Annotated in this window: 18 protein-coding genes; 9 read left to right on the plus strand and 9 right to left on the minus strand. The window is 72.2% G+C overall.

The window, feature by feature from the left end:
- Positions 1 to 153: 153 nt before the first annotated feature.
- Entirely contained in the window at positions 154 to 834 is a 681-nt protein-coding gene (locus ABD262_RS19030; RefSeq protein ID WP_344139676.1) for a LuxR C-terminal-related transcriptional regulator, read from the minus strand.
- Entirely contained in the window at positions 821 to 2179 is a 1359-nt protein-coding gene (locus ABD262_RS19035) for an ATP-binding protein (protein ID WP_344139679.1), read from the minus strand. The genes ABD262_RS19030 and ABD262_RS19035 overlap by 14 nt, the downstream gene beginning before the upstream one ends.
- Before the next feature lie 125 nt (positions 2180 to 2304).
- Here ABD262_RS19035 and ABD262_RS19040 point away from each other — a divergent pair, with 125 nt between their 5' ends.
- Together ABD262_RS19040 and ABD262_RS19045 are read left to right on the plus strand one after the other, a co-directional pair.
- Positions 2305 to 3777 carry a PspC domain-containing protein gene (locus tag ABD262_RS19040; RefSeq protein ID WP_344139682.1) on the plus strand — a complete coding sequence of 491 codons (1473 nt, stop codon included), beginning with the start codon at positions 2305 to 2307 and terminating at the stop codon, positions 3775 to 3777.
- A 5-nt stretch (positions 3778 to 3782) separates the two neighbouring features.
- Positions 3783 to 4370: a hypothetical protein gene (locus tag ABD262_RS19045; protein ID WP_344139685.1), complete on the plus strand. Its 588-nt coding sequence runs from the start codon at positions 3783 to 3785 to the stop codon at positions 4368 to 4370.
- Between the two features lie 61 nt (positions 4371 to 4431).
- Here the strand turns inward: ABD262_RS19045 and ABD262_RS19050 are convergent, their stop codons facing one another.
- Positions 4432 to 5142, minus strand: a complete 711-nt coding sequence (locus ABD262_RS19050) for an NUDIX hydrolase (RefSeq protein ID WP_344139688.1) — start codon at positions 5140 to 5142, stop codon at positions 4432 to 4434.
- Positions 5139 to 6260, minus strand: a complete 1122-nt coding sequence (locus ABD262_RS19055; RefSeq protein ID WP_344139690.1) for a glycosyltransferase family 4 protein — start codon at positions 6258 to 6260, stop codon at positions 5139 to 5141. The genes ABD262_RS19050 and ABD262_RS19055 overlap by 4 nt, the downstream gene beginning before the upstream one ends.
- 41 nt (positions 6261 to 6301) lie before the next feature.
- On the opposite strand from ABD262_RS19055, the gene ABD262_RS19060 reads away from it, so the two are divergent.
- The 3 genes from ABD262_RS19060 to ABD262_RS19070 are packed head-to-tail and all read left to right on the plus strand — an operon-like array spanning position 6302 to position 8695.
- Complete coding sequence (locus ABD262_RS19060) at positions 6302 to 7123, plus strand: PIG-L deacetylase family protein (RefSeq protein ID WP_344139693.1); 822 nt, start codon at positions 6302 to 6304, stop codon at positions 7121 to 7123.
- On the plus strand, positions 7120 to 8259 hold the full coding sequence (locus ABD262_RS19065; RefSeq protein WP_344139696.1) for a lysylphosphatidylglycerol synthase transmembrane domain-containing protein: 1140 nt from the start codon (positions 7120 to 7122) through the stop codon (positions 8257 to 8259). The genes ABD262_RS19060 and ABD262_RS19065 overlap by 4 nt, the downstream gene beginning before the upstream one ends.
- Positions 8252 to 8695 carry a hypothetical protein gene (locus ABD262_RS19070; RefSeq protein WP_344139699.1) on the plus strand — a complete coding sequence of 148 codons (444 nt, stop codon included), beginning with the start codon at positions 8252 to 8254 and terminating at the stop codon, positions 8693 to 8695. The genes ABD262_RS19065 and ABD262_RS19070 overlap by 8 nt, the downstream gene beginning before the upstream one ends.
- A gap of 10 nt (positions 8696 to 8705) precedes the next feature.
- On the opposite strand, the gene ABD262_RS19075 is transcribed toward ABD262_RS19070, so the two are convergent.
- The 3 genes from ABD262_RS19075 to ABD262_RS19085 are packed head-to-tail and all read right to left on the minus strand — an operon-like array spanning position 8706 to position 11242.
- Positions 8706 to 9077, minus strand: coding sequence for a VOC family protein (locus ABD262_RS19075; protein ID WP_344139702.1), 372 nt, complete (start codon positions 9075 to 9077; stop codon positions 8706 to 8708).
- Between the two features lie 42 nt (positions 9078 to 9119).
- A complete protein-coding gene (locus tag ABD262_RS19080; RefSeq protein WP_344139705.1) occupies positions 9120 to 9929 on the minus strand; it encodes a type 1 glutamine amidotransferase in 810 nt (269 codons plus the stop codon).
- Complete coding sequence (locus tag ABD262_RS19085; RefSeq protein ID WP_344139708.1) at positions 9926 to 11242, minus strand: MurT ligase domain-containing protein; 1317 nt, start codon at positions 11240 to 11242, stop codon at positions 9926 to 9928. Before ABD262_RS19085 ends, ABD262_RS19080 begins: the two co-directional genes overlap by 4 nt.
- Positions 11243 to 11361: 119 nt before the next feature.
- On the opposite strand from ABD262_RS19085, the gene ABD262_RS19090 reads away from it, so the two are divergent.
- Both ABD262_RS19090 and ABD262_RS19095 read left to right on the plus strand, forming a co-directional pair.
- Positions 11362 to 12588, plus strand: coding sequence for an AGE family epimerase/isomerase (locus ABD262_RS19090; RefSeq protein ID WP_344139710.1), 1227 nt, complete (start codon positions 11362 to 11364; stop codon positions 12586 to 12588).
- 174 nt (positions 12589 to 12762) lie between these two features.
- The gene (locus ABD262_RS19095) at positions 12763 to 15600 is read left to right on the plus strand and encodes a hypothetical protein (protein WP_344139713.1); all 2838 of its coding nucleotides are present in this window, start codon (positions 12763 to 12765) and stop codon (positions 15598 to 15600) included.
- A 31-nt stretch (positions 15601 to 15631) separates the two neighbouring features.
- Here ABD262_RS19095 and ABD262_RS19100 read toward each other — a convergent pair whose 3' ends face one another.
- Positions 15632 to 15964 carry a hypothetical protein gene (locus ABD262_RS19100; protein WP_344139716.1) on the minus strand — a complete coding sequence of 111 codons (333 nt, stop codon included), beginning with the start codon at positions 15962 to 15964 and terminating at the stop codon, positions 15632 to 15634.
- Between the two features lie 203 nt (positions 15965 to 16167).
- Between ABD262_RS19100 and ABD262_RS19105 the strand changes: the two genes are divergently transcribed.
- Positions 16168 to 16518 (plus strand): hypothetical protein, encoded by a 351-nt coding sequence (locus tag ABD262_RS19105; RefSeq protein ID WP_344139719.1) that lies wholly within the window; start codon positions 16168 to 16170, stop codon positions 16516 to 16518.
- Between the two features lie 35 nt (positions 16519 to 16553).
- On the opposite strand, the gene ABD262_RS19110 is transcribed toward ABD262_RS19105, so the two are convergent.
- Positions 16554 to 17033: an Hcp family type VI secretion system effector gene (locus tag ABD262_RS19110; RefSeq protein ID WP_344139721.1), complete on the minus strand. Its 480-nt coding sequence runs from the start codon at positions 17031 to 17033 to the stop codon at positions 16554 to 16556.
- 198 nt (positions 17034 to 17231) lie between these two features.
- Here ABD262_RS19110 and ABD262_RS19115 point away from each other — a divergent pair, with 198 nt between their 5' ends.
- Positions 17232 to 18257, plus strand: a complete 1026-nt coding sequence (locus tag ABD262_RS19115; protein WP_425564907.1) for an alpha/beta fold hydrolase — start codon at positions 17232 to 17234, stop codon at positions 18255 to 18257.
- The last annotated feature ends 94 nt before the right edge of the window (positions 18258 to 18351 follow it).

Below are 18351 nucleotides of genomic sequence, written 5' to 3' on the forward strand. Positions count from 1 at the left end.
CGGGGAGTCCGTGACCACCAGCCGGCAACACGTCGCCGGCCGAGAGCACCTGTTGCGACCAGGTGGTCACGGGGTGGTCAGATCGGGGCGTCCGTGACCACCAGTGGGCAACAAGTCGGATCGTGGAAGAGCCGACGACGCAGCCTGGCCCCGTCAGAGCAGGCGTCGGCCCATCGCCCAGGCGGTCAGCTCGTGACGCGACGACAGCTGCAGCTTGCGCAGCACCGACGACACGTGGGTCTCCACGGTCTTCACCGAGATGAAGAGCTCCTTGGCGACCTCCTTGTACTGGTAGCCACGGGCGATCAGCCGCATCACCTCGCGCTCGCGCGCCGACAGGCGGTCGAGCTCCTCGTCGACCTGGGCGACCTCACCCGCTGCGGCGCCGAACGCGTCGAGCACGAATCCCGCCAGCCGCGGCGAGAACACCGCGTCGCCGTCCGCCACCCGCTGGATGGCGCGGGTCAGGTCGGTGGCGCTGATGGTCTTGGTGACGTAGCCCCGGGCACCGGCTCGGATGACGGCGATGACGTCCTCCGCCGCGTCCGAGACCGACAGCGCCAGGAACCGCACCGGCTGGCCCTGCGCGGTCTCCAACCCCTTGCAGCCGTGGATGACGTCGATGCCGCCGTTCCCGTTGCCGCCGGGCAGGTGCACGTCGAGCAGCACGACCGGCGGCTTGACCTGCCGGATCACGGCGATGGCCGCGTCGACGTCGGGCGCCTCGCCGACGATCGACACCGACGCCCCGAGCTCGGCCCTGACCCCCGACCGGAACATGCGGTGGTCGTCGACGAGGACGACCTCGACGGGCTTCTTCTCAGGCGTGTTCACGGGTTTCCTCCACTGCGGGTTCTTCGGGCGTCGGTTGGGGTGGTCGCAGGTCGGGGGGCAGGGTGAGGCTGACCTCGGTGCCGTGCTCGAGCCGACGGACCCTGGCGGAGCCGCCATGGCGCTCCATCCGGCCCAGGATCGACTGCCGGACGCCGAGTCGGTCCTCCGGGATCTCGCCCACCTCGAACCCCGGGCCGTGGTCGCGGACGAACGCCTCGACCCCCGACGGCCCGACCTCGAGGTAGAGCGACACCGGGGGCGCCCCGTGGCGGACGGCGTTGAGCAGCGACTCGCGCACGGCGCGCACCAGCGCCTGCCCGCCGTCGTCGAGGGGTCGGTCCCCGGTCGAGACCACCTCGATGGGGGTGCCGTGCAGGTCCTCGACCTCGTGCGCGGCCTCGACCACCGCGGTGGCGAGCGTCGCGTCGGAGTCGGCCGGCCCGGCATACAACCATGAGCGCAGCTCGCGCTCCTGGGCGCGGGCGAGCTGGGTCACGGCGCCCGCGTCGCCGGCCTTGCGCTGAATCAGGGCCAGGGTCTGGAGGACCGAGTCGTGGAGGTGGGCGGCGATGTCGGCGCGCTCGGTCGCCCTGGCGAGCTCGGCCTGCTCGTGGCGCAGGTCCGACCAGAAGCGCAGGGCCCACGGGGCGGCGATCAACGCGACGCCGGCGAGGACGGCGAGCACCGCGGCGCCGATATCCCAGATCGCGGCGAGCGACCGGCCGCGGGTGGCCATGATGACGAGCCCCGTGAGCGCCAGCACGCCGCCGAAGGCCAGGCGCGCCACGCTGAATCGCCTTGTGCCCGTTTCGGATCCGAGCCAGCGCCCACGTTGGGAGTCGTCGAGCTGGGACCACGCGAGGACAGCTCCGGCGGCCACGACGAGGAGGGGGAGGAGGATGCCGAGGCGGGCGTTCAGCCCGGCATTCTGGGCCACGACGACGAGGCCGATGCCGAGCATCAACCCACCGACCAACAGCACCCGGGTCGCGTCACGCTCACCCGTGCCGGCGAGCGGCTCGGGACCACCCCCGGCGGCGGCGAGCGCGTCGGCGTCGGCAGGGTCGACGGCCCGACGACCGCGACCGACCACCCCACCGCGGGACTGCGGGGTGAGGGCCCAGAGGAAGACGTAGGCGACCAGGCCTGCTCCGGTGGGGATCGAGATCAGCACGAACGCCAAGCGGATCCAGCGCACCGGCCAGCCCAGGTGGTGGGCCAGCCCGATCGCGACCCCCGCGATGACCTTCCCCTCGACGGGGCGGGTCAGCTGCGGACGCGCGGCGCGGCGTTCTGCGGCCCTCGCCTCCGCTGGGAGGACGGGCCGCTCGTAGGGAGTCGGCATGTCCTCATCCTGACGCACGAACGCGTGGATACCGAACGCATTCAGGGTGGTCTCGGCACCCTTCAGGGTCGGTTCAGGGTCGACCCTCATGGCAGCGACCTCCCGCCACGGACACCATGGATGACATGACGCAGAACCCTGGGCCGACCACAGGCCCGACCAACCAGACCAACCCCGACGGCCACGCCACCGGGCTCGACCGCTTCTTCGGCTGGATCCGCTCGGTGGACCTGCGCCGCGACGGCGACGACAAGTGGCTGGCCGGCGTGTGCTCCGGCATCGCCACCCGCCTGGGTGTCGACCCGATCGTGATCCGCGCGGTCCTGGTGCTCCTGGTCGTGCTCGGCGGCGTCGGCATCACCGTCTACCTCATCGCCTGGGCGTTCCTGCCCAACAACCACGAGGAGATCATCGCCGAGAAGGCGCTGCGCGACGGTGACGTGCTCGGCATCATCCTGCTCGTCGTGATCGGGCTGTCGCTCATCGGGGCGAACGGCCTGACCGGCGACGCCTCCGGGATCGGCTGGATCTGGTGGGTGGTCGTGCCGGTGGGCCTCGTCGTCTGGCTGGTGACCCGCAACCGCGACGGTCGCAGGGCACGGGTCGGCCAACCCGCCTACGGCCCCCCACCCGCGTCGCAGGCGGGCCCGAATGCCGGGTCGCCCACCCCCTACGCCGCTGCGCCGGCTCCCTACACAGCCCAGCCCGGAGCCACCGCACCGGCCGCCGCGCCCGCCCACGCTGCCCAGACGAGCCCCGTTCCCCAGACCACCGACCCAACGACGCAGGAGTATGCCGCCGTGTCCACCACCGCCTACGCCCCCAACCCCGGAGCACCCGCCCCCGTGGACACACCCCCCGGCGGCGTGTACGGACCCCCGCCTGCTCCCGTCGCCCCACGGCCCCGGCCGCCGAAGGTCCCCCGTCGTCGCAGCGGTGGCCTCGTCGCCACCCTGTTGACCGGCGGGCTGGCCCTGGCGACCTACGGCGCGATGCTCTCGATCCACGACGCGGCCAACTGGCCGGGTAGTGACGAGACGGTGGCGCTCGCCGCGGCCCTCGGCGTCCTCGGCCTCGGCACGCTGGTGCTCGGCCTGCTGGGTCGGCGCGCAGGGTTCACCGGCTTCCTGGCGATCGTGCTGGCCCTGGTCACCTGGACCGCGTCGGTCGTGCCCGACATGACCTTCGGCGGCGGGATCGGCGAGCGCACGTGGCGCCCGTCCGTCACCGACACGACCCAGCGCTACCGGCTCAGCATCGGTTCGGCCGAGCTCGACCTCGCCGACCTGCCCGACAACCCCGGCACCGCTCGCCAGGTCGAGGCCCGCGTCGGGATCGGCGAGCTCAGGATCTACATCCCCGAGAACCTCACGGTCGAGGTGCACAGCTCCGTCGGTGCCGGCGACATCTCGCGGCTCGGCACGGCCGACCTCGGCCCCATCGCCCCCTCCGGGACCAACGGCGACGGCGACCCGATCCAGCTCGACGGGCGCGGCGGACACAACATCAGCACGGTCGAGACCTTCGGCACCGGCACGCCCGACGTCGTCGTCGACGCCCACGTCGGCCTCGGCCAGATCCTGATCGGCAAGGAGTGAGCCCCATGACCAACCCCGACACCCCGCGCAACGACGGCGAGCACACCGACCCCCGGGACGACACGACCTTCGCCACCACGACAGACCCGACGTCCGACCCGGCGACCGCCGGGACGACGGCCGCGACGACAGACCCGGCCGACGACACCACGCAGTGGGAGCAGACAGTGCACAGCGACACCACCCAGCAGCTCGACACCACCCAGCAGCTCGGGTCCGAGCGGCCCGAGGCGTCCGAGGCATCCGAGGCGTCCGAGACGTCGCGGACCCGCCCGATCGAGGTCGAGGACCAGTCCGCTCGCGACCTGTTCGGCAACCCGGTGGACCATGGCCACGACTCCCCCGTGATGGCCGGCGCCGGGCCCACACCCGCGCCGGTCCTCCCGGAACGCCCGAGCGGACCGCACGCTCCCGCCATCGTGCTGGGGCTGGTCTGCCTGGCCGTCGCGGGGATCATCCTGGCCCAGGAGCTCGGCGACCTCACCGTCGACTGGGGCAACATCGGACCGGTCGGGATCATCCTCACCGGTGCGGTGCTGGTGCTCTTCGGCCTGGTCGGTCTCTTCACCTCCCGCCGCGACAAGACCAGCTGACCCGCCCCGCGGCATACCTCATGTGGTTGGTGGGTCAGAGTCCTGGGACCGGCTCGCGGTCTCAGGCTCCCAGCCAGCGGCGCATGTGCGGCGCGAACGACCGGCTCAGGTGGTAGCGCTCCAGGTCGTCGCGAGGCACCCACCGCACATCGGCCGTGGAGCCACCCACGTCGTGGACGACGGGGTCGGAGGGCTCGGGGCACCACGCGGCATAGACGATCCTGACGGCGTGGAAGTCCTCGAGGCGGCCGCTGGGCGCCCGCCCGATCCAGTGCGAAGTGTGCGCCTCGAGCAGCCGGACCGACTCCACCGACTGACCGCTCTCCTCCCAGACCTCGCGGTGCAGCCCGGCCACTGGTTGCTCGCCCGGGTCGAGACCGCCACCGGGGAGGGTCCACCGGCCGGGTGCGGAGGTGAGCTCGGACAGCTCGGTGAGGAGCACCCCGCGCGCGCTCGTGACGACCCCGTATGCCGCGGTGCGCTGGTAGGGGCTCGCCTCCTCCCCGGGTGCGAGCACGAGGCCCGGGTCGGTGGGCACCGGCGCCTGGGTCGGCACCACGGCCGACGCCGGTGCCACGGTGTAGTGCAGGACGAGGGAGCCGTCCTCGGCGCGGTGCGCATCGGCGAGGTGCGGGCGTGACCACCCGAGTCGGGCCAGCTCACGGACCGGGTCGGCGCCGTGGACGAGCACGAACTCGGCCACCTGCCGACCGGGAGCGGCATCAGCTCGAACGACGATCGGATCACCTTGCGGGTCAACGGATTCGGTCATGATGCGCCTGCCCGGCGGTATTCATCCTCGGCCAGTGTCGCGACCGACGGCCAGTCCTGGTTAGGGCCGACGTCACGGTTGTGCGCGGCGATCCGCAGGCGCAGCTCCGGATCTCCGACGAGCCGGGCCAGCCCCTGCGCGAGCGCCTCGTCGTCGGCGCCGAGGAGGCCGTTGACGCCGTCGACGACGAAGTCGCCCACGCCGGTGTCGAGCCGGGCGACCACCGGCAGTCCCGCTGTGCGGGCCTCCAGGGCCGCGATGCCGAAGGCCTCGAGCCTGGCCGGGGTGAGGTAGACGTCGCTGTCCCAGTAGCGCTCGCGCAGCGCGTCGCGCCCGACGCGGCCGGGCATCGACGCCCAGCCGGTCATGTCGTGCCGCTCGGCGAACCGTTCGAGCCGGCTGCGCTCCGGGCCCTCCCCGAACAACGTCAGCCGCATCGGCAGGTCGCCACCCGCCAGGTCCCGAGCCCGCGCCGCGACCTCCAGGACCGCCAGCGGACGCTTGCGTGCCGCGAGGCGCATGGCGGCCACGACCTCGACCGGGGCACCCTGCTCCCGGGGCGCTCGAGCTGGCGGCCGCCACAGCGCTGTGTCGATGCCGTTGGGGAAGACCCGCACCTCGGTGCCGCGCCCGACGACCGCCTGCACCGAGGCGGCGGCCACCCCGGACACGGCCGACAGCGCGGCGCCACGGGCTCCCCACCGGCGGGCGTGGCCGAGGGCTCGGAAGACCGGCTGCGAGCGCTCCATGAGGCAGTGCCAGGTGATGGCGGTGGGCATCCCGAGCCCGAGCGCGACGCCCGCCAGGTCGGTCGCGAACGGGCTCACGACGCCCATGTGCACGTGCGCCACGTCGAAGCCCCCCGCAGTGAGCCGCCGCCGCACCTCCGGTGGCGCGAACGGGTTGACGGGCAGCTGCCACGGGAGCTGGATCGCCATCCGGTGGACGGGCACGCCGTCGACGTCCTCGACGAAACCGTGCCGCTCCCCGCGCTCCCCCAGCGTGGCGGTGAACACCTCGACCTCGTGACCACGGGCCTGCAGCTGCGCCGCGAGGTCATGCGTCTGGACCTCTATCCCGCCCAGCCTGGGCAGGTAACAGTCCGTCAGCAGGGCCACCTTCACAGGCAAGAGCCTGCCATGCGACAGGATGGCCGGTGATGACCCACACGCTCGTGGCCTTCCACGCCCACCCCGACGACGAGGCCCTGCTGACCTCGGGCACGTTGGCGCGCGCTGCGGCCGAGGGCCACCGGGTGGTCGTGGTGGTGGCCACCGACGGCGACCTCGGGCTGGCCTCCGAGGCCTTCACGGGCGACGGCAACCTCGGCGCGCGCCGGCTCGAGGAGCTGCGCCGGTCGGCCTCGGCGCTGGGCGTCGCCCGGGTCGTCTACCTCGGCTACGCCGACAGCGGCTTGGGTCCGGAGCTCCTCCCCGACCCCCCGGGCCGCGTCCGCTTCGTGCGCGCTCCCGTCGACGAGGCAGCCGGCCGGCTGGCTGAGGTCCTGCGCGAGGAGAGCGCCGACGTCCTGCTCAGCTACGACCGCAACGGTGGTTACGGGCACCGCGACCACGTGCGCGTGCACGAGGTCGGCGAGCGGGCGGCACAGCTCGCGGGGACGCCAAGGGTGCTGGAGGCGACCGTGCCGCGCGACACCATCGCGCGCGCCGTCGACCTGGCTGCGAGGGTCTACCGCTTCCCACCCGACTTCGACCGGGAGTCGTTCGGCCGCGCGTTCAGCGCCCGCTCCGAGATCACCCACCGCATCGACGTGCGCCGGTATGCCGCCGCGAAGCGGGCTTCCATGCGCGCCCACGCCTCCCAGGCGAGCGCGGAGGACGGCGCCGACCGCACGCTCGCGGCGTTCCTGCGGATCCCCAGGCCGCTCTACGACCTGGTGTTCGGGCGAGAGTGGTTCGTCGACCGTGCCCGCCCTGCCGGCCTGCCCGTGGCGCACGACGTGTTCGAGGGGTTGTCGTGAGCTCCGTCGACGCCACCGACGACCCGGCGGGCCGACCCGGCAACGGGCCGGGCACCCGCCGGCCACGGTCCGCCGTGCGGACGGTCGTGCAGGGGGCGTTCGGGCTGGGCCTGGCTGCGTTCCTGCTGGCCTGGGGCGTGCCCCACTTCGCCAAGACCTCGTGGTCGAAGATCTGGGACGTCCTGACCCAGGTCCCCACCGGCACTGCGCTGCTGTTGCTCGCGGGCGTCGTGGTCGGGCTCTACTGCTACACCTTCACCCTCACCGGCTCGATGCGCGGGCTGCGGCACTGGCAGGCGCTGATCGTCAACGTCGCCGGGTCGTCGGTGGGCAACCTGCTGCCCGGGGGCGGGGCGGCCGGGCTGGCCGCGACCTACACGATCTGCCGCTCGTGGGGCTTCTCGCGCCGCGACATCTCGACGTCGGCGATCGTCACCGGCGTCTGGAACGTGCTGGCCCGGATCGCGCTGCCGGTGCTGGCCATCCTCGGGCTGCTGGCCGGCAACGACCAGGATGTCCCCCACAAGCTCGAGGACCTCGCGGTCGCCGGGGCGGTCAGCGGGTCGGTCATCCTCGCCGTGTTCGTGTCCATCCTCGCCTCCGAACGGGCCGCCATCGCGATCGGCCAGGGCATCGACAAGGTCATCGGGCGCCTGTGGAAGCGGCGCAGCATGGGGGTGCACAGCCTCGTCGTCGACCTGCGCGCCCGGATCAACGAGGTCGTCCGCACCGGCTGGCTCAGCATGACGCTGGGGCTGGTCGGCTTCTTCGGGGTCTACTACCTCCTCTTCCTGCTCTGTGCGCACACCACCGGGGTCGACCTGCCCTACGGCCAGCTCTTCGCGGCCTACGCGATCGGCCGGCTGCTCACGGCGGTCGGGGTGACCCCAGGCGGGCTCGGCGTCACCGAGGCCGCGACGACCGTGGCGCTCGTCGGCTGGGGCGCGGGGCATGCCGAGGCCGCGGCGACGGTCGTGCTGTTCTCGGTCTTCACGCACTTCATGGAGATCCCGCTGGGCGCCCTCGGCTGGGCCGCCTGGTCGGTCAGCCCGAAGAAGGCGCCGGTGGAGGAGACTGTGGCCGAGGCCACCAAGGCAACGATGGCCGAGCCTGCGGAGGAGCGCCTCGATGACTGACCCCGACGGCGCGGACGCTGACCGGGAGAAGGCCGAGCGAGCCGAGCGCGCGGCATACCACGTCGAAGCGGACCGCAAGCGGCGCGAACACGAGTCGGCCAAGGCCCAGGTGCTCGTCGACGCCTTCGTGGCGAGCGCGCGCGAGGCCGGCCTGCCCACCCAGGAGCTGACCGCCAAGCCGTGGTCGGGCAGCGGGCGCTACCGCACCGGCGTGCAGGGCTGGTACCTGCGCCGCGACCTGTCGATCGGGGTGGGGACCGACAACGGCTACTACGTGCTCGTCACCGCGCCACGGCGGCTCGGGCGCTGGCGCACCGTAGCGCTGGAGCCGAGCCCTCCCCCGCTGCAGGTCGGCGCCGGGGCGCGCGACGGCGAGTCGATCGCGCTCGACGCACTCCTGAAGCTGCGGCTCGACGCCGGGACCACCTTCCCCTGAGCGGTGGCCGTCAGCCGGTGCGGATGTTCCACCGGTGGCCGAAGGGGTCCACGACCCAGCCGGACCGACCGCCGGGGTCCGCCACGACCGGCCGGTCGGCCGTGGCGCCGGCCGAGACTGCTTCGGCGCACCACGCGTCGGGGTCGTCGACCGTGAGCACCACTGCGCAGGTCGCGTGCCCGAGGGTGGCGGGCGCGTAGGCACCGAGCTCCTGGTACTCGTCAGAGACGAAGAACCTCGCGTCGCCGATGGCGAGGGTGGCATGGGCCACGTGTCCGCCGTCGTCGTAGCGCTCGAGCACCTCGGCTCCGAACGCGTCGGCGTAGAACCGCAGGGCCGCTTCGCCGTCGTCAACCGTCAGATAAGGGGTGATTCGCGTCATCCCACGCACCGTAGCCCGGTCGGGGAGTCGGCGCCTGACGACTCAGCGCCTGACGAGTCGACGGACCTGCCGGTTGCGGGCCTCGTCGGCGATGGCGTCGTCCTGCGGCGCGGGCTCGAACGGCCGCCCGGTCGCCTGCTCCGCCGCCAGCCCGATCAGCGCATCGGCGAGGCGCGGGTTGGCCGGCAGGATCGGGCCGTGGAGGTAGGACCCGATGACGTTGGCCGTGCGGGCGCCCTCGGTGCCGTCGGTGCCGTTGTTGCCGAACCCGGACCGCACCCGCCCGAACGGCGCCTGCCCGTCACCGAGGGTGGTCGAGCCCGAGTGGTTCTCGTAGCCCACGACGTCGCCGAAGTCGGTGGAGAGCACCACGGGCCCGATCATCCGCTTGGCGTTGCCCTGGGTCGTGACGTCGAGGATGCCCAGACCCGGCAACCGCTTGCCGTCGACGGTGATGAACGCATTGCCGAGCAGCTGGTACATCCCGCAGATCATCAGCATCGGCGTGCCGCCGTCGGCGAGGGCGCGCAACCGGTCGGCGATCTGCTCGAGGTCGGCCTCCACGCGCACCTGCCCGGAGTCCTGGCCACCTCCACCGACGACCAGGTGGGCCCGCTCGGGGAACTCGCCGCCGGGGTGGTGCTGGTGGACGACCGGGCTGTAGCCGTGGCGACGGATCCTGGCCGCGAGGGTGCGCGTGTTGCCGAGGTCGCCGTAGATGCTCATCTCGCGCGGGTAGAGGTGCACCACGTGGATGACGCCCTTCCCGGCGCGGTCGGCGTCGGGGACGCGCGCCGAGCCCTCGGGCTCGCCGGGGATCGCGACGTCGGGTGTGCCGCCGGGCTGGCTCATGACGCCTCCTCGCCGATGTCGGGTAGGTCATAGCGCGCGGCGAGCGTGCGGCGCAGCGCCATCATCGCCGTGTAGGTGCAGAAGATCCGCTTGGGCTCGTCGGGGTGCTCGGCGAGGAAGGCGTCGAGGGCCTGGTCGAGGTCGGGCTGCACCTCGCCGACGGGGACGTCGTCGTACTGCAGCCGCAACGCCATGTCATAGCCGCGCACGCCGCTCGTCATCGTGACGCCGCGCTCGCGCAGGGAGTCGAAGCTGACGTCGTAGAGCCACGACACGTCGCGCCCGTCGGCGTAGTTGTCGTTGATGGCGATCATCGTCGCGACGGGGGTCGACCCGTAGGTGCCGAGCGCCACCGTGAAGCCGGCGGGGTTCTTGACGAGGACCAGCTCGAGCGGCTGACCGTCGACCATGACCACCTCGCCGCGACCGAACGGAGGTGTCACCGCCCGCAGGGCGGCCGCCGCTGCGGCCGGGTCGAACGCGTCACCGAGCAGCATCCGCGCGGTGGCCGCGGCCGCGGTGGCGTTGATCATCGCCGCCAGCCCGCGCTGCTGGAGCTCCAGCGGGCCGACCGTGCCCGAGCCGGGGCCACCCTCACCGAACAGCACCTCGAAGGTGCGCTCGTTGCTCGGCTTGAGCAGGCCGTCCTCCGGTCCCGCGACCGGCGGGACGAAGTCGTCCTCGAACCGCACGTCCTGCTCCTGGAGCTCGGGCAGCCGGTCGGCGATCGACGCGTCGACGCCGAAGTAGCGGACCGTGACGCCGTCAGCGACCCGGTCGCGGATCCGCGAGACGAAGGAGTCGTCGAGGTTGAGCACCACCCCGGTCGTCGCCTGCTCGGCCAGCGAGGCCAGCAGCTGGGCGGTGTGGTCGATCTCCGCGAAGCGGTCGAGCTGGTCGCGGGCGACGTTGAGCAGCAGCGCGTGCGTCGGGCGGACCGCGGCAGCGAACTTCAGGGCGTGCGCCTCGTCGAGCTCGAGCACCGCCATGTCGGCCGTGAGGCGACCGCGCAGGGGCAGCTCGCCGAGCATCGACGAGATCACCCCGCGGGTGAAGTTGGAGCCGGTCGGGTTGGTGAAGACCGTGCGTCCGTGCGCCCGCAGCACCGCCACGAGCATCTTCGTGGTCGTGGTCTTGCCGTTCGTGCCGGTGACGACCACGATCCCGCCGGGCACGTCGGCCAGCGCATGGGCGAGGAAACCGGGGTCCACCCGCTCGGCGACCAGGCCGGGGAGCGCCGAACCTCCGCCGCGCAGTCGCGAGGCAGCCCTCGCCGCCTTGCCTGCGACCACCGCCGCCGTCGTCCTCAGCACGCCCCAAACCCTAGTGCGTGGCGGCGCACCGGCCGGGCACCGGGCAGCCGTGGGGTGGCCCACCACCCAACGGCCGGCTGGCCGGGCCGGGTCGTCGGCACGCGGCATACGATCCACCCATGTCGTCCGCGCCCTCGCCGTTCACCCCCGACGAGACCTGGCTGGGGGGCGAGCGCCGACGGCTCTGGGACTTCGCGAGCAGGTCCGTCCACCCGGCGGGCGGGTTCGCCTGGCTCGACGACCGCGGCGAGCCGGAGCTCGAGCGTCCGGTCCACGCCTGGCTGACCTGCCGGATGACGCACGTGGCGGCCCTCGAGGTGCTCCAGGGCAACACGGGGGGGCAGCCGGCGCTCGACCACGGCGTCCGTGCGCTGCGGGAGGTGCTGCGCGACCGCGAGCACGGCGGCTGGTTCAGCGCCGTCGACGCGGCGACGCACGAACCGGTGTCGTCGACCAAGGAGTGCTACGCCCATGCCTTCGTGCTGCTGGCCGCGTCGAGCGCCACGGCCGCCGGGCACCCTGACGGCCAGGGCCTGCTCGACGACGCCCGGGACGTCTTCGCGACGCACTACTGGAGCGACGCCGACGGGCTGGCCGTCGAGAGCTGGGACCGTGCGTGGCGGACCTCTGAGGACTACCGCGGGGCCAACGCCAACATGCACACGGTCGAGGCGCTGCTGGCCGTCCACGAGGTGACCGGTGACCCCGTGCCGCGGGCCCAGGCCGCCCGGATCCTCGAGCACGTGGTGCACGGGTTCGCACGCGGCAACGACTGGCGGCTCCCTGAGCACTTCACGGCCGACTGGCTGCCGCTGCCCGACTACAACCGTGACCACCCGGCCGACCAGTTCCGGCCCTACGGCGTCACGATCGGCCACCTGCTCGAGTGGTCGCGCCTGACCCTGCACCTGCGCACCGCCCTCGGCGACGCCGCTCCCTCGTGGTTGCTCGACGACGCGGTGGCACTCTTCGACACCGCGGTCGGAATCGGGTGGCACGCCGACGGTGAGGACGGGTTCGTCTACACGACCGACTTCGCCGGGCAGCCCGTGGTGCGCAACCGCCTGCACTGGGTGCTCGCCGAGGCGATCGGTGCCGCGTGGGCGTTGGGCCGCGCGGTCGACGACCCGTCCTACGGCGACTGGTATGCCGCGTGGTGGGCCCAGGCGGAGCGGTACTTCATCGACCGCGAAGACGGCTCGTGGCGGCACGAGCTGGACCCGTCGAACCACCCCGCGTCGACCGTCTGGTCCGGCAAGCCGGACGTCTACCACGCCTACCAGGCCGCCCTGTTGCCGTCGCTGGAGCCCGCCGCGTCCTTCGCCGGGGCACTCCTGCACCGCTGACAGGGCCGCCGTCTGCCTGACCGGTCGCAGGGGTCGCCCTCTCTGACCCGCCGCAGGGGTCGCCTAGGTCGAACGGTCCGACTTCTCCATTTTCGTCCCTCGGGCGCGCCGCGTGAACTTATGCTTGGCCGGCACGTCGGAGGGACGGGCATTCTTCGGGCAGAGGTGGATTCGGTGCGGGGCGGGACTACCTTTGCGAGCGCACTCGTCGTGCTCGGCTCACTCGTCGGAGCGGTCGCGATCGCCCCGACGGCCGTCGCGGGTGTGCCGACCGCCGTCGTTCCGGTGGCCGACGGCAGCAGCGACATCGTGGTGATCGGCGACACGGACGCGGCCTCGAAGCAGTCCAGCGGCTACCGACCTCCGGGCCCGGTCGCCGGAACTCCGCGGGTGGAGCTCGACGCTGCCTCCTCCACCGTGACCCTCTCCGTCGTCGACCCCACCCACGGAGGCACGGCGAGCGTCACCGTCGCGTGGCCGATGCACCTCGGCACCTGGTGGACCGACTTCAACGGACCTGACCCAGAACAGACGGTCAGGCTCACCCGCGGCGCACAGAGCTGCACCTACACGGGTGGCAGCCTGACGGTGCACCGTGCGGAGGCCACTGCGACGGGACAGGTCTCCGCACTGTCGGCCGACATCACCGGCTCCTGCAGCATCGGAGGTGGCCACTTCTCCAGCGCCCAGATCAGGATCGGCGACCCTGAGCCGACCAGGGCAGTCGCCGTGCCGCGGGCGACGCCGGCGCGAATCTCGACCGGTGCCCTGGTGGGTACCGTCGTGACTCACGACGTGACCGTCACCAACTCGGGGCCCAAGCCGTGGAAGGTCGGCACAGCGGCGATTGCGTCGGCCAACGGCTTCACGCCGCGGTTCGCGGTCGTCCCGGGCGCCAACCTCTGCACGGGAGTCACGCTTGCCACTGGGCAATCGTGCACGGTGCAGGTCAGCGCGACGGCGCCCAACTACATGATCGACGAGAACCTCCTGATCGGGGGTGACGCCAGCACCCTCCTGGTGGTGCCGGTGCGTCTGGAGGGGTACAACCCGGTCGAGCCGCCGACGGCGGCCCGCGCCGAAACCGGCCGGCTCTCCGCGACCATCGCCTGGGATGCGCCGAGCGTCCTCCCGCGGACCGAGTACCGCGTCTACGACACCACGAACGGCATCCGCACCCTGCTGGCCACCGCACCACCGTCGACCACCACGGTCGAGGTTCCCGTGGGCGGACCCAGGACGCTCTCGGTCGTCTCCGCCAACGGGACCTTCGCCGAGTCACCCGAGGTCGACGTGGACCTCCCGGTCGTGGCCAGCGAGGTGGTCGGCAACGACTGGTACGGCCACTCCCAGTCGGTCGCGACGGACGCCGCTGCCCCGCGCGCCCGCAAGCTGACCGTCGAGCGGGTCGATCTGGACCCGTCACGCACGCGATGGGTCACCGATGCGTACTCGAACGTCAGCGTCTGCGCGGTGGCGACCGGGGCGTGCACGCCGGTGCCGGGCACCGCCGCGACGGGCGCGGCCGACCTGCTGCGTGGGACCGCCTGGCTGCCCGACGGCGGCATCGCGTTCCTCCGTGGCGACTCCGAGGAGCAGCGGACGCTCTGGGTGGTGCACACCGACGGCTCCGGCCTTCGCAAGGTGGCCAGTCTTCCCTCTCGGTCGCAGGTGGCCGCTGTGCCCAGTGGGGACGAGGTCGTCCTGCGCAGCCTTGCGGGTGTGGAGCGGCTCGAGCGCGTGCGACTGAGCGACGGCCGGGTCACGCCCATCCCGAACACCGACTGGGCTGACGACTTCACCGTGTCCACCCAAGGGCTGCTCGTCGTGGAGCGACGCAAGAGCCCTGCCGACACGTTGGGGCCCAGGATCCATACCGTCATGAAGCTGGACGGCAGCGAGGGCCGCACCCTCAACCTTCCTGCGGGCGACAACCGCGAGGTGGTCTTCGACCGCACCGGCACCCGCGTGGCCTATGCGCGCTACACCGACTGGTACCAGGCGACGATGTGGGTAGCTGGTGCGGACGGCTCAGGCGCCCGTCAGCTGTCCGACGCGTCGGCGGGTTGGCTCGACCTCAAGTGGTCCGCGAGCGACACCTTCGCCCCGACCGCGAGCGTCAACGTGCCGGCATACACCACTCGCACGGCAACGCTGACCATCGGCGCCTCCGACCGTGACGACGCCTCGGGCTCCCTGCGACGACAGTGCCGCCTGGACAGCGCCACCACGTGGACCGACTGCGGAGCCAGCCTGACCCTCACCGGGCTTGCGGCTGGCACCCACAAGCTCACCGCCCGCGCCTCCGATCCCAGCGGCAGGATTTCCGCCGAGGTCTCCAGGAGCTGGGTCGTCGACGCCAGCACACCCACGGCGGCACTGGCTGCGCCAGCCGCGGTGCAGACAACCCCGACCACCACGCTGACCTGGACCGCCTCCGACAGCGGAGGCTCGGGCCTCAGCACCTACGACGTCCGCACCCGTGTCGCGTCCCGGTCGGGTGTCCTCGGCGGCTACCAGTACCCCGCCTCGTGGCAGAAGCGGACTACCCGGTCCCTGGGGGTGACGCCGACCGGAGGAAGCCAGTACTGCTTCTCCGTCCGCGCCCATGACAAGGCGGGCAATGCCGGGGCGTGGAGCCCCGACCGGTGCACGTCGATGCCGCTGGACGACCGGAGCATGAGCGCCTCCACCGGATGGAGCCGTGGCACCTCGTCGGCGTACCTGCACGGCACGTGGACCAGAGCCACCCGCACCGCCTCTCAGCTCACCGTGGCAAGCGTCCGCGGCCGCCACCTCGCCATCGTCGCCACCACCTGCGCCACGTGCGGCAGCATCGACGTCTACCACGCGGGCGTGAAGCTGGGTCGGGTCAGCCTCTACTCGTCCACGACGAAAACCCGTCAGGTCAAGTGGCTACCCCTCCAGTCCGTGACCCGGTACGGCACCGTCACGATCCGCACCACGGGCACCCGGCAGGTCATCATGGACGGGTTGGCGATCGCCCACTGACCCTGCGACAGGGTTGGGTGTCGCGGGTCGACTAGAGCTGCAGGATGCGTGCGCTGATCTCGTATGCCGCGGCGACGCCCCGCGGGTCGTGCAGCTCACCGGGATCGGCCAGGACCTCTTCGGGGCGCCGGCGGACGGCCGCACTCGGGTCGCCGGACACGAGGTCGTCGCACAGGCCCGCGACGACCAGGTGGGCGTCGTGGTCGTCCAGTCCTTCGAGCGCCAGACCGTTGTAGAGCAACGTCGCTGCCTCCTCGAACACCTCACGTGCCATGTCCGGGTCGACCTCCGGACGTTCCGCTGCCACGCGCTCCGCGGTGGCGAGCAGCTGGTCGTAGGGCGGGTCGAAGGCCGGGGAGGTCATGCGCTGAGGGTCCATCGCCGACCGCTCGCAGGCAAGCGATTATGCGCGGGCCAGGTCTGAATGCCCCGGTTTGGATGGTCTGTCACCGCAGATGTTCTACCCGGAGTCACCGTGCAGGGGGAGGCGGTCGGAGGCCGGCGAGTCCTAGCGTCGAGGCACGCCCTGCGCTGGGCAGGGCAGTCGTCCGTCAATGAAGGAGCACCATGCGCCTCTCACGTCTGGTCATCGTCCCGGCGGCAGCCGGGGCGCTCGTTCTTCTCGGCATGTCCGCAGCAAGTGCCGGCGAGATCACCGGCAACGGCAAGCCACCAGGGGGCGAAGGCCTCGGGTCGGCCCACGCCAACTCGATCTGCGCCTTCTCGGGTCTGGAGGACGGCGACGGCGCCGGCTTCCCCGGACCCGGCGGAGCCCCGCCCCAGAACTGGGGCCACGTGCAGAAGGCCGAACGCGCCGCCGGCGCCACCGTGCAGGACCTGAAGGCGTCCGGCTTCCAGCCCGGCGACTCCTGCAACGGTCACACCGGCTTCCTGGCGGGTGGCGGCGGAGAGCCGTAACCAGCACAGCCCCCTGATGGCTCGCGCGGCGCCGGTCAACCCTCCTTGTGCGTCTTGAGGTCGTACGTGAAGTGGACACCGGCGTCGAGTGAGCCATCGGGCTTCTGCGGCTTGTACTCGAGGTCGACCTTCCCGAACGAGAGGCCCACGCTCTCGACGGTGGCATCACCCTCGGCGGTGACTGCAGTGGACACGGTCATCACGAGCACGTCGGCCATGGTGATCACGAGGTACTCCTGCTGACCCCTGCCGGCCTTGCGCACGGTGATGGTGGCGTCCTTCAGGTGCACGCCGGTGGCGCAGGCCTTCATCAGGCTGGGCGACGCCTTGTCGAGGTGGTGCGTGAAGGTGAACATGTCGAAGCTGACCTTGCCTGCGCCGCCTCCCCCGCGACCCAGGCCCCCCGACTGGGACATGCCCCACGCCCAGGACAGGACCTCGATCTCATCCTTGTGCCTGGCATCCCGGGACTCACCCTGGATGGTGCCGATCCTGGCGAAGATCGAGCTGGCCATGATGCGTCCTCCCTCGGGCTCAACGCTTCGACCTCCCCAAGGTCGACCCGTCGCGTGCGGGTGTCAACCTCGACCTCGCCACTTGACCTCGCCACTTGACCTCGCCACTTGACCTCGCCACCTGACCTCGCCGCCTGACCTTGCGCTCGACCTCGACAGGAAGACCAGGGCGTTCGGCTCGGCGGCAGAATGGCGGTCGTGGAGCAGCAGCTCGGCATGACCACCCTCGCGGACGGCACCGGCATACGGTTTGCCGTCTCGGGCCGCGGCCCGATGGCGATCTACGTGCCGGGCTGGGTCTCCCACCTCGAGCTCGGGTGGGCCGTACCGGCCGAGCGTCGGCTCTACGAGGCGCTGGGCGACGGGCGCACCCTGGTGCGCTACGACCGGCCGGGGTGCGGGCTGTCCGAGCTGACCGCCCGCACGGACGCCGTCGAGCTGGAGCTGGACGTCCTCCGTGCCGTCGCGGCGGCGGTGGGGGTCGAGCGCTTCGACCTGGTCGGCGCGTCGTTCGGTGCGCCTCTCGCGGTGAAGTGGGCAGCCCGTCACCCGGAGACGGTCCAGCGCCTGGTCTTGTACGGCGGCTGGGTCGACGGGGACGGCATCGCCGCACCCGAGGTGCAAGGGCACGTGCTGGGCCTGGTCGCGCAGCACTGGGGATTCGCGTCGGACGTGCTGACGGAGATCTTCGCCCCCGACGCGGACGCCGGATTCCGCGCGATGTTCTCGCGGTACCAACGGGATTCAGCATCTGCGACCTGGGCGCACCACCTGCTGGCGGCGTGCTACGACATCTCCGTCGCCGACGACCTCGGTCGCATCACGGCACCCACGTCGGTCATCCACCGACAGGACGACCGCGCCGTGCCGCTGAGCGAAGGAGAACGGCTGGCCGCCGGCATCGAGGGCGCGACGCTGACCGTGCTGCCGGGTCGCACCCACATACCCTTCGTCGGCGACTCGGACTCCGTGGTGGACGCCATGCGCCGAGGACTCGGACTCCGGGCGCTCGAGCGAGAGGTCGTGCGGCCGCTGCTCACGCCGCGCCAGCTGGAGGTGGCAGGACTGGTCGCGCAGGGCTGGTCGAACCGGCAGATCGCCGAGGGGCTGGTCATCACCGAACGCTCGGCCGAGTCCCACGTCGAACGCATCCGCGCGCGGCTGGGGTTCCGGTCCCGGGCGCAGATCGCCGCGTGGTACGTGGCATCCAACCTCGCAGGCTGACCTCGCAGGCTGACCTTGAGGGCCGACTTCGCAGGCTCCCCTCGCAGGCTGACCTCAGCTCACGGTGAGCTCGCGGGATGACCTCATCAGGGAC

The sequence above is a fragment of the Pedococcus bigeumensis genome (genome assembly GCF_039531795.1).
Taxonomy (GTDB): domain Bacteria; phylum Actinomycetota; class Actinomycetes; order Actinomycetales; family Dermatophilaceae; genus Pedococcus; species Pedococcus bigeumensis.